Annotated in this window: 14 protein-coding genes; 6 read left to right on the top strand and 8 right to left on the bottom strand. The window is 55.5% G+C overall.

All coding sequences use genetic code 11. The features are described from left to right. Positions 1-239 precede the first annotated feature (239 nt). A complete protein-coding gene (locus KUV22_RS01485; RefSeq protein WP_222227874.1) occupies positions 240-1,226 on the top strand; it encodes a GlxA family transcriptional regulator in 987 nt (328 codons plus the stop codon). Position 1,227: 1 nt separating this feature from the next. Here KUV22_RS01485 and KUV22_RS01480 read toward each other — a convergent pair whose 3' ends face one another. Together KUV22_RS01480 and KUV22_RS01475 are read right to left on the bottom strand one after the other, a co-directional pair. Further along, positions 1,228-1,911 carry a class I SAM-dependent methyltransferase gene (locus tag KUV22_RS01480; protein WP_222227873.1) on the bottom strand — a complete coding sequence of 228 codons (684 nt, stop codon included), beginning with the start codon at positions 1,909-1,911 and terminating at the stop codon, positions 1,228-1,230. A 58-nt stretch (positions 1,912-1,969) separates the two neighbouring features. Then, the gene (locus KUV22_RS01475; RefSeq protein WP_222227872.1) at positions 1,970-2,482 is read right to left on the bottom strand and encodes an Hsp20 family protein; all 513 of its coding nucleotides are present in this window, start codon (positions 2,480-2,482) and stop codon (positions 1,970-1,972) included. Positions 2,483-2,706: 224 nt separating this feature from the next. Here KUV22_RS01475 and thpR point away from each other — a divergent pair, with 224 nt between their 5' ends. Beyond that, positions 2,707-3,324 (top strand): RNA 2',3'-cyclic phosphodiesterase, encoded by a 618-nt coding sequence (thpR, locus tag KUV22_RS01470; protein WP_222227871.1) that lies wholly within the window; start codon positions 2,707-2,709, stop codon positions 3,322-3,324. A gap of 74 nt (positions 3,325-3,398) precedes the next feature. On the opposite strand, the gene KUV22_RS01465 is transcribed toward thpR, so the two are convergent. Next, entirely contained in the window at positions 3,399-4,463 is a 1,065-nt protein-coding gene (locus KUV22_RS01465) for a hypothetical protein (protein WP_222227870.1), read from the bottom strand. Between the two features lie 651 nt (positions 4,464-5,114). Here KUV22_RS01465 and KUV22_RS01460 point away from each other — a divergent pair. Next, a complete protein-coding gene (locus KUV22_RS01460; RefSeq protein WP_222227869.1) occupies positions 5,115-5,468 on the top strand; it encodes an HPF/RaiA family ribosome-associated protein in 354 nt (117 codons plus the stop codon). A 122-nt stretch (positions 5,469-5,590) separates the two neighbouring features. Here KUV22_RS01460 and gorA read toward each other — a convergent pair whose 3' ends face one another. Continuing rightward, complete coding sequence (gene gorA / locus KUV22_RS01455; RefSeq protein ID WP_222227868.1) at positions 5,591-6,952, bottom strand: glutathione-disulfide reductase; 1,362 nt, start codon at positions 6,950-6,952, stop codon at positions 5,591-5,593. A gap of 197 nt (positions 6,953-7,149) precedes the next feature. Here gorA and KUV22_RS01450 point away from each other — a divergent pair, with 197 nt between their 5' ends. Further along, positions 7,150-7,716 (top strand): hypothetical protein, encoded by a 567-nt coding sequence (locus KUV22_RS01450; RefSeq protein ID WP_222227867.1) that lies wholly within the window; start codon positions 7,150-7,152, stop codon positions 7,714-7,716. 47 nt (positions 7,717-7,763) lie between these two features. Here the strand turns inward: KUV22_RS01450 and KUV22_RS01445 are convergent, their stop codons facing one another. From KUV22_RS01445 to KUV22_RS01430, 4 genes are all read right to left on the bottom strand, one after another. After that, positions 7,764-8,957 carry a TIGR01620 family protein gene (locus tag KUV22_RS01445; RefSeq protein WP_222227866.1) on the bottom strand — a complete coding sequence of 398 codons (1,194 nt, stop codon included), beginning with the start codon at positions 8,955-8,957 and terminating at the stop codon, positions 7,764-7,766. Beyond that, the gene (locus KUV22_RS01440) at positions 8,957-10,393 is read right to left on the bottom strand and encodes a YcjX family protein (protein WP_222227865.1); all 1,437 of its coding nucleotides are present in this window, start codon (positions 10,391-10,393) and stop codon (positions 8,957-8,959) included. Before KUV22_RS01440 ends, KUV22_RS01445 begins: the two co-directional genes overlap by 1 nt. Positions 10,394-10,424: 31 nt before the next feature. After that, on the bottom strand, positions 10,425-11,228 hold the full coding sequence (locus KUV22_RS01435) for a GIN domain-containing protein (protein WP_222227864.1): 804 nt from the start codon (positions 11,226-11,228) through the stop codon (positions 10,425-10,427). 133 nt (positions 11,229-11,361) lie between these two features. Then, positions 11,362-11,781 (bottom strand): HIT family protein, encoded by a 420-nt coding sequence (locus KUV22_RS01430; protein ID WP_222227863.1) that lies wholly within the window; start codon positions 11,779-11,781, stop codon positions 11,362-11,364. A gap of 461 nt (positions 11,782-12,242) precedes the next feature. On the opposite strand from KUV22_RS01430, the gene KUV22_RS01425 reads away from it, so the two are divergent. Together KUV22_RS01425 and KUV22_RS01420 are read left to right on the top strand one after the other, a co-directional pair. Continuing rightward, the gene (locus KUV22_RS01425) at positions 12,243-12,713 is read left to right on the top strand and encodes a hypothetical protein (protein WP_222227862.1); all 471 of its coding nucleotides are present in this window, start codon (positions 12,243-12,245) and stop codon (positions 12,711-12,713) included. 296 nt (positions 12,714-13,009) lie between these two features. After that, positions 13,010-13,474, top strand: a complete 465-nt coding sequence (locus KUV22_RS01420; RefSeq protein WP_010132850.1) for an FKBP-type peptidyl-prolyl cis-trans isomerase — start codon at positions 13,010-13,012, stop codon at positions 13,472-13,474. Positions 13,475-13,501: the final 27 nt, after the last annotated feature.

Genomic DNA, 13,501 nt, shown 5'->3' with positions numbered 1-13,501 from the left:
AATGCGAAACGAAATAACCCGGTGAATTCGGATGGGCGCCAGTTTAGGGGCTGGTGATTCGGCCTCGTTATGGGCATACTGGCCAGCAATTTTGACCATCTGGCCATGTGTAATGACGGCATTTTCTGCCAAGCAACGGCCAGCAAACCGGTATCTATGCGGCAAACTTGCCCGACTGCCGCCATCTGTCGCGAACGGGCCAGAAACTGCACGCATAAGGTCATACTTGAGAGTTACCCATGCCCACCGTCACGTTTGTTTTGATTGATCAAATGCTTTCCACCGGCACCATTTTGCCACTGGAGATGCTGAGAGGTGCCGAGAGCCGTGCCAGAGCAGAAAAAGAGTCGGTATCGCTGAAACTGGTCACCACCAGCGTCGATGGCGCTCCGGTGAAGTCCCGCTCCGGGTTCAACCTGGCTCCGGATATGGCACTTGATCAGGTACCCGACAGCGACATCATCTACCTGCCTGCCCTGTGGCGTAACCCGCGCCCGGCACTAAAACGCAATACCGGGCTACTGGCGTGGCTGCGCGACCAGGCCGCAAAAGGTGCGGTCATCAGCGCGGTGGGCACCGGCGTGTGCTTTCTCGCCGAGGCCGGATTACTGGATGACAAGCCCGCAACGACCCACTGGCACTACTTTGAGCGCTTTGCTTCGGACTACCCGAGAGTGAAGCTAAAACGGCAGTATTTTATTACTCAGGCGGACCGACTGTTCTGCGCAGCCAGTGTAAATGCTCTCGCCGACGTCACCGTGCACCTGATTCGCCAGCTGTTCGGCCCGTCTATTGCCAGCCACGTCGAGCGCAATTTTTCACACGAGATTCGCAGACCATTTGAAGAGATTGCTTACTCGGAAGGCGCGGTACATCTGCATCCGGACGAAGAGATTGTGCAGGCACAAACCTGGCTAAAACAGCACTGCAGCGACGACGTAAAGCTCAGTGAAGTGGCCAAACATTTCGATATGAGCGTGCGCTCTTTCAACCGCCGCTTCAAACTGGCCACTGGGCAAACGCCACTGCAATACCTGCAGAACGTTCGCATTGATATGGCACGCGAGCTGCTGCAATCCAGCAACCTATCGGTGAACGAAATTGCAGAAAAAGTGGGCTATCAGGATATGGGGCATTTTACTGCCCTGTTCAAAAAGTTTCTCTCAACGACACCCAGCGAGTATCGCACCACCGTGCGGGCAAAATTGTTCCGGGTAAATACCTGAGTCAGTCGCGTCGCTGTAAAAAAATAACATCGGCGCCGACAATCTCAAGCTCCGCATTGAGCTTGCGTGCCAGCCACGAAAAGGTGGGCACGCTGAAAAAGACAATATGCGTTGGATCGCGGATATAGTGCCAGCTGGCAAAGCGCTCCTGCGAAGCAACAAGTTTGGTCATTAGCGCCAGCACACCGCCACGATTAAGTCGCTGCCACAAGGAGGTAATCACCTCCCCCGGCTCACCCAAGTGCTCAACCACTTCGGTGCTGACAACAAAATCATAAGACTGCTCGAGCACAGCACTTTCTGGATGGTAGTAAAGATCGTAAGTCGCAGTAGGATGCCCGTTGCTGCTCAACATGTTCGCCAGCAACGGCGCGGGACCACATCCGAAATCCAGACCATGTGCTCCCGCGGGCAACCTTGCCAGCAACGGATCCGCACATCGGCTCAAGAATTTTTCATAACCGGGATCCTGCAAATGGTTTTCGTGCAGGTCGTAATAGGCTTTTTCTTCCGCTGGAGATAAGTGGTAACAACGAGGGACATACACCAGCGCACACTCACCACATTGGTAGTAGGCACGCTGCTTATCCTGGTGATACAGAAATGGCTGTGCCGCCCGATGGCGGCACAGGGGGCAAGATTCGACAGACTCTTGCTGGAGTTGATTAATTTCAGGCTCGGTCACTTTATAAAAGCCGATTTACGTAATTTTCTTTACAAGGCCGAGCTGGAACGGTGTCGCGTCAGGCTGCCTGTTCGCTCTTGCCGGCGACGTCAATTGCCGCACTCTCTGCCTCGGCTTTTTGTTCCGCGGTTTTAGACTGCAGCAAATTGCCAGTAGAAATCTCTACCTTGCGCGGCTTCATGGCTTCAGGGATTTCGCGTACCAGCTCGATGTGAAGCAAGCCATTGGCAAGCTGCGCATCAACCACACGTACATGATCCGCCAACTGGAAGCGTCGCTCAAAATTGCGCGCCGCTATACCGCGATGCAAGAAGTTGCGCTGGCTTTCATCAGCTGGTTTTTTACCGCTAACGGTCAGGCGATTTTGCTCAACTTGAATATCAAGTTCAGACTGGTCGAAACCAGCAACGGCCATGGAAATTCGGTAAGCATCCTCCCCGGTCAATTCAATATTGTATGGGGGGTATGCGGGCTGGTTCTGCTCGGTTGCCGTCATGGAATCCAGCAGGCTGGCCATACGATCAAAACCGATAGCGGAACGATAAAGAGGGGAAAGGTCTAAATTACGCATTGTCATATCCTCAATTCAGAGCAATATAGATAGAATGTGCTCGTACCAGTGCTCTACGCACGAGAGCTGTACCAAGCGTTGGTTTGCCGCTACTGCTGTATCAATGAAGCAAAGCTTCCTATCCAGACCGTGGCGGCTTGGGGAGACACCTCTGTCGAGCCTGCCTCCTGAGAATAGATATTGGGCCGAACCAAAGAGCTTCAAGGATAAAAATAAAAAAATTTATGAAAAATAGCGCACCCCAAGACAACATGCAGGGCGGCAGACAGAGCGAAGAACCTGTACGCCTGTTCATTGGCATAGCACCCGATAAAAATACCCAGCGCTTTTTAGATGGTATTTGCGCGGCCAGGGAACAGCAGGGAATGCCACGAAAATTTCGCTGGACCAGCCACACCAATCGCCACCTGACCCTGGCATTTCTTGGGGACACGGATCCGGCGCACCTGGACACCATTGAGATTCGCTTGAAAGACATCGCCCAACACACGGCGCCACTCGATGGCCGAATTGTCAGTACACACCCCTTCCCCAAGGCCCGCGCGCGATTATTTGCCGCCGAGTTATTACCCTCCCAACGCCTGCTCGAGTTGCATCAGGCGTGCCAGGCACTGATGCGCGCAATCGGTAAAACCCCAGAGAAGAAGACTTTCCGCCCGCACTTCACTCTGGCCCGCAGCCCAGGCGGCTTCTCCAACCTTCTCCCGGTACCCACGGACTTTATTTGCCACCTGAACAACATCACGCTGTATCACAGCTTGCTCGCACCGGGTGGCAGTCAGTACCAGCCGCTGCTGACACTGCAACTCACCGGTGCGCATGCGCCCAGAGACGCGAATTGATTTTCCGGACACAAAAAAGCCCGCCTTGCACGACACAAGGCGGGCTTTTACAAGCGAAATTCGCCAGAGACTAGCTAGTCAAGCTCGGACAGCAGGTATTCTGGATACATCACCAGTCGTGGGCGCGACAGACGACGTGCATCGAAGATAAACACGTAACGCTCGCCGTTATCGTCCGCTGGAATGGTTCGGCGGAATCGCCAGGAATTGACCTTGTACGTCTGACGACCTGCCGCTACTGGCAAAACCACCCGGTACTGATCCTGCCCCAAGAATTCAAACTCCACCGAATCTTCACCCTTGGGCTTCAGGGTCAAATTGCGGAACGTATGCTTGCCGGTTTCACCCTCTGCAAGTTGGTCCAGCAGCTTTTCAAGGCGAGCCCGCTCACCGCGGACATAATCCACCATCTCGGGGTCAATTTCTCGGGCACTGGCGACCTCTACAGGTTCGTCAGAGGAGGCACTTTCGGCAGAGACGGCCGCATCGGCCACCGCATTCGTCACATCGCCAGCTGCCGCGAGCGTCGGCTCGGGAACCTCCGGAGGAGAGATCACCACCGCTGGCGCCTTCTCCGGCTTGGGCGCCGACTTTTTGGCTGCCGCCTTCGCTTTCGCTGTCTTGGCCTCGCTCAGCATCTCTTTGACCAGAGAGTCTACCAAAGCCTGTTGCGCCGCCAGGCGTGACTTGCCGCCGGCAACCGATTCGCGAGTATCGGTCAAACGGCTTTCCAGTTCAGCGTAATTGGACTGAATAAACTCAACCCGACGATTGCGACTATCGACACCGCGTTCCGCCATATTGAGCGCATGCTTGGCTTTTTTCAGCGCGCGCTCGGTATCGGTGCTCGCTGCACCCTTATGCTCGCGCTCAGCGGCTTTTACCGCCACCAGCGACTGCTGGTAGTTTTTCCGCGCCTCGCTAAGTGACTTCTGAGCACGTTCTAGTTTGTACTCATAGGAAACGATTTCGTTCTCAATATCTTCCAGTTCAACCAGTCGGTTTTCCTGCACCTGCTCCATTCGAGCAAGTCTGTTCTGCTCCACGGTCAGCGACGACGCTGCCTGCAGCTCAACACTCCAGCCGACTACCCCCAACAAGCCCGCAAAAAGCAGCGAGCGGCCACGGTTTACCACCATTGTCAGAATCCATTGTTTGATTTTGTACTTCTTGAGTGCACCTGAGCACTTCCCCCTCACCCAGATGCCTCGAATGCGCCAAAAGTCTCGGAAACTCGTCAGAGTCTCCATGGAGACCAGGGCAAACTGAGGTTCGGTATTCTACACGGCAGGAGGCTCTTCATGCAGGAACCTTTTCATGCAGGAACCTCTGCATTAAGACGCCTTCCGCACCCATGAGAACACCCATGCGCACCAATCCACCTGCGCAAACGCCAATTTACCCCACACGATTTTTCGCAGCAATGACCATGCCAACAAGATTACTGGGCTTTGAGTGACGTGTGCTGCAATTCACGGTTTTCCTGACCTGCCGGCCTTTTGCCAAAAAGTTCCAAAACTACTAACAATTTTTTATGACATTTTCTTGATTGGGGTGCTTGATTTTTTTTCTCAGAATCGCATTATGACTACAGGGAGTTGATCCCGACCGGATTGAAAACCGGCCCGAGCGCAAAACCTTATTTTGGCTGCGGTGGCAGCCGTTAACTCGCGACCTCTGGTGATTCGATTTTCAAGCCTGTCACTCTCTCCCTACAGGGCGCCCTACCTTCTTTCAGCAAACCGCTCACGCGGCCTGCATGGACCCTTTATAACCGGAGGTATGTGCCCATGAAATCAGCGCCTTACGATAACATTGTATTCCGCGACATCGATAAATCTGCGTCTCTTGCGGATACCGTATCCAAAAAGCTAAACAAGCTGGAACGTTATTGTGGCGACATCATACGAAGCCGTGTGGTCCTCGAAGCTCCCCATCAACACAAGCACAAAGGCAAGCAATACAAAGCTTCCGTTGAGCTAGCCGTGAGCGGAAATCCGGTCACAATCTCCAACGAAAGCGACTCTATTCATCGCGCCGTTAATGGAGCGTTCGATTCCGCCGAGCGCTGCCTGAAAGAGCGTGGCGGCCGTCGCAAATCCCGCCGCTACCAGACCGCGGTCATGGACAGCGAAAGCGAGTAAACAACTTTTTTGATTTGCACGAGCAATCTGGATAAATCACAGAGGCACATTTAAAAAAAGAGCGGGGAAGCCAAGCTTCCCCGCTCTTTTTTTGCGTCCGAATCAGCGAACAAAAGACCCGGCTATTCTGCAACCGGTGTGCGCATGGTCACGAACTCTTCCGCCGCGGTCGGGTGGATACCAATGGTCTGATCAAACACAGACTTGGTCGCACCGGCCTTCATTGCTACCGCGATTCCCTGAATGATTTCACCGGCATCCGGGCCCACCATATGCGTCCCGATCACACGGTCATTGCTGGTATCGACAATCAGCTTCATTAGCGTGCGCTCGTCGCGGCCGCTGACCGAGTGACGCATGGCTCGGAAGTCCGAACGGTATATCGCAACCGGGATCCCCGCCTGGCGCGCCTCTTCCTCACTAAGCCCAACGGTGCCGATATTAGGCTGGCAAAAAACGGCGGTTGGAATGTTGTTGTAATCGATCTCCGCCGTCTTCCCTGTCTGCCAGTGCTTTACCAACGCCATGGCTTCAGCCAGCGCAACTGGGGTCAGTTCGGGCCCACCGGTGACATCGCCCAGTGCATAGATTGAGGTTACGCTGCTGCGGAAATTGTCATCAATACCAATAGTGCCATCTTTTTGCAGCACCACGCCCAACTCTTCGAGCCCAAGACCCCGGGTATTCGGCTTGCGCCCGGTGGCATACAGTACCGCATCTACCTCAAGCACTTCGCCGTCACTATCCTGAACACGCAAACTGCCATCGGCCACCTTTTCTATTGAGGCAACCTGATGGTGGAAGTGCAGCTGCACCGACTTTTTCTCCATCTCGTCGCGCACAAAGTGGCGTACGTCGTTGTCGAATCCACGCAAAAACAGATCGCGACGATAGGACAAATGTGTTTCCGCACCCAGTCCGGCGAAAATACCGGCAAATTCGACCGCGATATAACCACCGCCGACCACCAGTACCCGCTTGGGAAACACCTCCATAGAAAACACTTCATTGGAAGTAATTACATGCTCACTGCCAGGAAATTCCGGCACGTATGGCCAACCGCCAGTAGCCACCAGTATCCGTTCCGCGGAATACTGGGTATCACCGACCGTTACCTGTTGTCGGCCACTCAGCTTGCCGCGACCGTCAATAACGGTGACGCCGGCGTTACTCAATAGATTGCGATAGATACCATTAAGACGGGTAATTTCATTCGCATTGTTGTCGCGGAGTGTGGGCCAGGCGAACTGCGCCCCACCCTGCCCCTGCCAACCAAAGGCCGTCGCATCTTCAAACGCCTCGCTATAGCTGCTCGCATATACAAAGAGCTTCTTGGGCACACAACCAACATTGACGCAGGTACCGCCCATATAGCGGTCTTCCACCACCGCCACGCGCATTCCGGTTGCCGCGGCCATTCTTGCCGCGCGCACGCCGCCAGAACCCGCTCCAATCACGAAAAGATCGAAATCAAACTCAGACAAAATCTGCTCCTTTTGCCGAAAAAACAGCCTCTACCACAACAAATTTTCCGTTGAAAATGCCGACTGGTTCCGCAATCTGCACATAACTGACTATCGGAACTTAAAAGCCGTTGACATAGCACTGTCGTTTAGATACTTATGTGATGTTTATCACAATAACAAGCCTGATAGCGAAAACAACAGCAAGGCACTTAAAAATGAAAACGTCAGATTTCGCAACAACACACCCGAGTGAAACGTCCCAGAAAGCCACTTCCGCTGTGTCCAAACTGCGCAAGTACGTCGCCCTGTGCGGTGCAATGGCTGTGAGTATATTGCTGGCCTCCGGCAACGCAACCGCCAAAGCCCACCCTTCTTATTTGACGCAAAGTTATTGCGACGGATTGGTGGATCAATTCGTTGACTACGGGATGCGCAGCCTCGGCAAGTACGTAAATGAAAACTTCAGCCTCGAATACAAAGGCGGTATTCGCAACACCATCAACTTTCTAAAACAGCGCTCAGAGTGGCTGTCCGAATGTGATGCCTACCTGAACGATACTGCGAACACTTTTGTGTTCCATAACGAGAAAAATACTAGAGAGATCTTTGCCGCGATTGATGCACTGGCGAAAGAGCTGCAACTGGTGCGGGAAGGCGTGGAATTCCCGGATGAAACCGGTGTAAACAACCCGCTGCCATTTATCAAAGGTCGCTACGAGACCCTGGCAACCCTGATGGATCAACACCACACCAGAATACTGATGAAAAAACAGTTTCAGTAAGCTGCACAAAGATCCCGCAAAGCGAGTATCGGGGGGAGCGCGTCGTTTCAACTCCCCCGCTTGCGACTCCCTCTACTACCCTCTCGCGCAACACGCTCTTCCACTTCTTCAGCCTTCATCTGCGCCTCTGGCCAATTGACCTGTTCGCGCCCCAATAAACGCTCCTTGAGGCTCGCGGCAATGCGCCGAGTCAGAGCACCCAACCGGGGACGCTGCTTCTCCGAGAAAGGGATAGGGCGGCAACTATGCACGGCAGCAAGGCCGATACGGGCCATAAACAGGCTGGCCCCCATTCCCTGCCCGAGCCGCGCAGATACCGTACTCAACATGCTATCGCCCACCAGTTCCGGCCACAGCTCGCTCACCGCATATTCGCTGGCGCCACTGTAAGCCACCAGGGCGAGGATTTTCTTGAACAAACGCCAGCGGACCACCACCGACGGACGCACACCGTAAATCTGTGCCACATCGTCGATCATGCGCATGGACTGCCGCAAAGCCACCAGCACATCCAAGGTGGTAAACGGACTCAGCCCGACCAGTGCGCCGGTGGTGGTGGCATGCCGGACAATCCGCCGCAAAGCTTCCTGGTCCAATGCTTCGAAGAAGTTGAGCTCCAGGTGCCGCAGCAACTCACTGTTGTCGTAATAATCTGGAGCTTCGTCCTGCACACGTGCCAGTAACGCCCCCTGCGGTTTCCCTTCAAACAGCTCCCGCAACTGGTGGTTGAGTGGCTCTACCGCATCCGTGGCGCGGCTGTCGCGGACCTCTGCAGCCAACTCCTGTGTTTTCTGTAGTTTGCGCAGGGGGCGTCCAGCGCGAAAGTACTCCCACACTGCGCTGACCATGGTAAGCACGAGTGTGCCTATGATCAGCCCCGCCAGCAGACCAAAGCCCCAATGCATGTCTGCCGCCCAGTAAAAGAACTGGCGCAGCTCCCAAAAGATCGCACCAAACGTCAGCGCCAACGCGGCGGCCAGCGCCGGCTTCCACAAGCGCAGGCGAAACACCGGAAGGCGCAGTTCGGAAAATGAGATGGTATTGGGCAGAGACTCGCCCGTGGTGATCGAACGAGGCAGCTGATCGGCCTCTTCCGAGAGAGATTCGACACGCGTACTCGCGCGGTCGTGCACCGTACTCTCTTCCGCTTCCAGGTTCTCTATGCGAGTTTGCCGGCGCGGCTCCTGGTCTGGACGCTCGGAAGCAGCCCCACGCCCCGCCTTGTTATCCGCAGAGTCCATTACACCTTGTCTCCCAACAATAAATTCAACAGTGCATCGAGACGGATATGTGGCAGATAGCCTTCCCGCGCAATCCCTACCGGCGGACGCAACTGGGGCGGGAGCCCACCCTTGTAGTGTTTCCATCCGTTTTCCTGCGGCAGGTGGGCGAGTATCTCGGCATTTTCAAACCCGAGATAGTCGCCATCCATTCCGTGCCCCACCAACAAGCGACGGCCGTTCCTCACCTGTTCCGTAGAACAGCGAACGGCGGCAATGGCTTCACAATAGAGCGGCAAGCCGCGATGGCGAGCCCCGGAAAAGACCTGCTGCAATTGCTGGCCCAGCAATTGGCGAAGTGCGTCGTGGTCAGCCGCCAGCACCTGATCGACCTTGGTCGCGGCAAACACCAGTCGATCAATACGCGGGCGCCACAATTTGCGCAACAGCCCGCTGTTTCCGTAGCGGAAGGTATCGGCGATGTGCCCAAACGCCAGGCGCATATCCTCGAGCGCTTCCTCGCCAGCAAACAGGGTGCCAATCAAGTCTACCAGCACTAGCTGGCGATCCAGGTGCCGGAAATGACTGTCTACGAAGGGCGCCACACTCTGCTCGACATAATCGCGATAACGCGCTTCTAACAGCCGATACACACTGTCCTCGGGCAGCTCGCTCAATTCGGCGGCGGTTTGATGCCCGAGGGTCGGCAGCGGGAAAAAGCCATATTCCTCGTTATCGAGCAGGGCCCTCCCCGGCTGCAGATAGCTCAGGCGGGCGCTGCCGCGACAGTCCCGCAAAAACTGACGGTAGTTCTGCCACAGACTATCCAGCTCGCCGGGATCCAAGCGGTCTGCGGGGTCCAGCTGCTCCAGGCGAGCCATTAGCTCCGGCGCCAGATTGCGGCGCGCCTGCCCGTTGAGTAAATCGCGCTGGTGGCGGCACCAGGTGGCGAAATCCATGCGCAACAGCGGGAGATCCATGAGCCACTCACCCGGGTAGTCACGAAACTCGAGAATCAGCCGTTGCCGATAGTTTCGCCCCAGGCGACGCCCCTGCAGGTGCAGATGCAACTCCAGCGCCGAAAGATCGCGCGTGGAATCCGGCCAGCGCGGCGGCGTTGCCGTCAGCGCCCCGAGGCAGCGCTCGTATTCGAACAGAGGCAACCCGGCGTCCATCGCGGAGTGCAGTTCAGCCCCCAGTAAACGGCCATTCAGCGCCGGCGCAAAGCCAGGCAGCTGGGCCCGATCCGGGTTGCTCAGTTGATAGATAAGGCTGGTAATGAGGGTGGACTTGCCGGCACCACTGAGGCCAGTGATGCCAATGCAGAGGCGCTTGTCGAGCAGACGCTCGGCGGCCCAGTGGGATTTATCTAGCGCCTCTTTACCCAGCTGGCGCAGTTGCTTCTTCAAACCGCGCAGGCGACTTCGTCCTGCGCGGCCATCCTGATCTGAACTCACTAAAACTCCGTTTTTTAGCGGATAGCTAGGGTCAATCTACCAGAGCGACATCCCCGGAGCCCATTACCGAAAAGGACTCACTGGCAGGGCGCTTCAATACGATGTCACCAGATCCCATTACCGAACCACCAGCTCTGGTGGCCTGTAACTGGCGCCCCATGAAGTCACCAGACCCCATTACTGTGATATTCACGCTGGCCACTTTACCGCCGATCACCACGTCGCCAGATCCTTTGACCTGAGCTTTCAGGGTCTCGCCGATGAAATTATCCATACGTACGTCGCCAGAACCGGTCACCCCTGCCTGACCTTCCACCGCGAGGATGGTGCCCAGGATCACATCACCTGAGCCGGTAACACCCGCGTTCAGCGATTCCGCAGCGACCTTTTCCACGCGAATCAATCCAGAGCCGGTGACGCGCAAATCCAGATCGGCGCTCTCCAGCGTGTCTGCCAGTGCCTCACCGGACCCGGTCACGCGAATCGCCGACAGTTCGGGCAAGGTTACACGGAACTCGACGTTCGGCTCACTGCTGACGGTCACCACCCCAAACAGGCTTTTGCGATCCGGCTCTACGGAAAGCGACAGGGTATCACCACTGACCTCAGCCTTGGCATATTCGAGATCTTTTTGCTCGCCATACGCAGTTACAGAGAATTCTGGGCCCTGTGTCACTTTAAGATTAGAACCCCCCTTCAGGGCAATGGCAGAAAACCCATCTACCGAGAAGGTCTTGGCCTCTTCCGCCTGGCTAAACGCCGCGCAGAGGGTCAACAGCGGCACCAGAATGGCGACCGAAATAAAGCGGGACAGAAATGGCGATTTATTACGCATGGTCCGTATACCTGTAGTCATAGCTCATTTGCATTTGGGGCAGCCAACATTGGCCGCCACCTTGGTTCATTACCGGTATGACGTCACTACCTCCGGGTTTGGATGCAGTACTGCCAAATCCACCGAAACGGAGCTATTCCATGCCATTCTCGAATCCGAGATCCGCAAGCGCCTGGCGAATTTTGGCCGCTTCCTCGGCCAGTGCTTCCGGCTCGGCCTGCTGCTGCAGAGCAAAGTCCAGATCGGCAATCTCGTTGATCGGTACCAGATGGTAGTGGGTATGCGGCACCTCGATGCCAGCCACCATCACCCCGACCCGACGCGGACGGTAGACCTGCTTCTGCGCCTTGGCGACCTTACTTGCCACATCCATTAGATGCGCACTGGTTTCCGCCGGCACATCATCCCAATGATTAATCTCCTCCACCGGAACCACCAGGCAGTGTCCGGGCTTGATAGGTGCAATGGTCATAAATGCCACCACCGAATCGTCGCGCCAAACAAAGTGCCCGGGAAGGTCACCGTTGATAATTTGGGTAAAGATGCTCGCCATCAAGATCTCCTTCTCAATTTTTTGGGCAGTGCGGCGTATGCCAGAGATTTTACCAGTGCCGCTTGCACTGTCGCCAGTTTACCCTAGGGTGGGCAATTTCAGCGCCTGCTCCACACTTAACTCGCAAGGGCTAACCCAGAGAAAACTACCCGTCATAAGTGCCTTAAAAACAGGCACTTGTCGTATACCGCGCCCCAAAATAGCGCTTGTTTAAACCAGCCATACGACACCCGTGGAAGAGTGTGACAATTTGTTTCCGGTTTGTTGGCAGAGGTATTTCCATCCCGTAATCTTGCCGCCCATATCGAAACAGGCAGTCCCAGACCCGCCCAACGCGAAATTTCCCGCATCGTTTTGCCGGCGAGATTTTTGCCCGCGGCAGGTCAATATAGCGACATCGACAAGATTAAAGGGACGCCCACAAAAATTCAGAATATTCGTCTCACAGGGGGAGCTCATCCATGTCTCAGGTATCGTCTGCGCAAGCACTCTGTCCTGCCGGTTTATATCCACTCGGCAACCCAGCTCGACGCAATCATGGGCATGTGTGCGAATGCGCACCGGAGGCCGCCGAAAGCGGCCTGCTCGACATGATCGGTGGGCGCGTATTTGTCACCGAGCTGGTAGCCGACTTCTATCAGGCAATCGGACAATTCATGGCGAGCGAAGACGTCGCCGACCATCAGAAGCAACAGAGTCGCCAAGCTCAATTTTTGTGCCATGCGCTGGCTGAGCAAGCGGAACCGGTTTACAGCAGCCGTGCGCAGTTTCTCGCTCAGGGCCTGAGCCCTGCCTTGTTTGAGGCGCTACTCGAGTACTTTGAAGGCCATTTGGTCGAACTAGGCTATCCGGCAGCATTCAGCGACCAGCTAACTCGTACGGCGGACGACCTCTATGCGCGCAGCCATGTACAGCGCGCTATCGCCATCTAGCGGTACGCTGCTCTGCCGCATACAGTGCCGATTCCGCACAACCGGGAACGGCGCTGATACCGCGGCACCGGGGATCAAATAAAACAGCCCAACGCCCTCACCCGCCATATTCCATTTATTCACTGCACTAACCTGCCGCCGCGTTACTGACCAACGGTCCACTAACAAGCGGCTCGGTTGCGAGCGCAGCTGCCCGCCCATACAATGCACGCTCATAAAGCCTATCGCTCCGCTTGCTTGTCAACCGGTAAGCGGCGGCACGCTATCACTCACGCTCAACACACAAGAGACTGCCAATGAAAATTGCTAACCACAGCGTTGTGGAGATCAACTACACCCTGAAAGATGCCGAAGGCACTGTGATCGACACTTCCGAAGGTGGCCAGCCGCTCAAATACCTGCAAGGTGTGGGAAATATCATCCCCGGACTGGAGCAGGAAATGCTGGACAAAAGTGCCGGCGACAAGTTCAAGGTGGTAGTCGCCCCGGAAGAAGGCTATGGCCCACAAAACCCAGAGCTGATCCAAACCATGCCAAAGAGCGCATTTGGTGGCGTTGATGAACTGAAAGTTGGTATGGCTTTCCGCGCACAGAGCACCGATGGCCACCCGATCGAAGTAGAAATCATCGATATCGACGGGGACCAGGTCACCATCAATGGTAACCACCCGCTGGCGGGTGTTGAGCTGCACTTTGATATTGAAGTGGTATCCGTACGCGAAGCCACCCCGGAAGAGATCGACCACGGCCACGTGCACTGATTCGCTTCCACACTTCGGCAGGGCGGC

Origin of the sequence: Microbulbifer agarilyticus (genome assembly GCF_019800665.1) — a bacterium.
In the GTDB taxonomy this organism is placed as follows: domain Bacteria; phylum Pseudomonadota; class Gammaproteobacteria; order Pseudomonadales; family Cellvibrionaceae; genus Microbulbifer; species Microbulbifer agarilyticus_C.
This window is presented reverse-complemented; position numbering and strand designations above follow the sequence as displayed.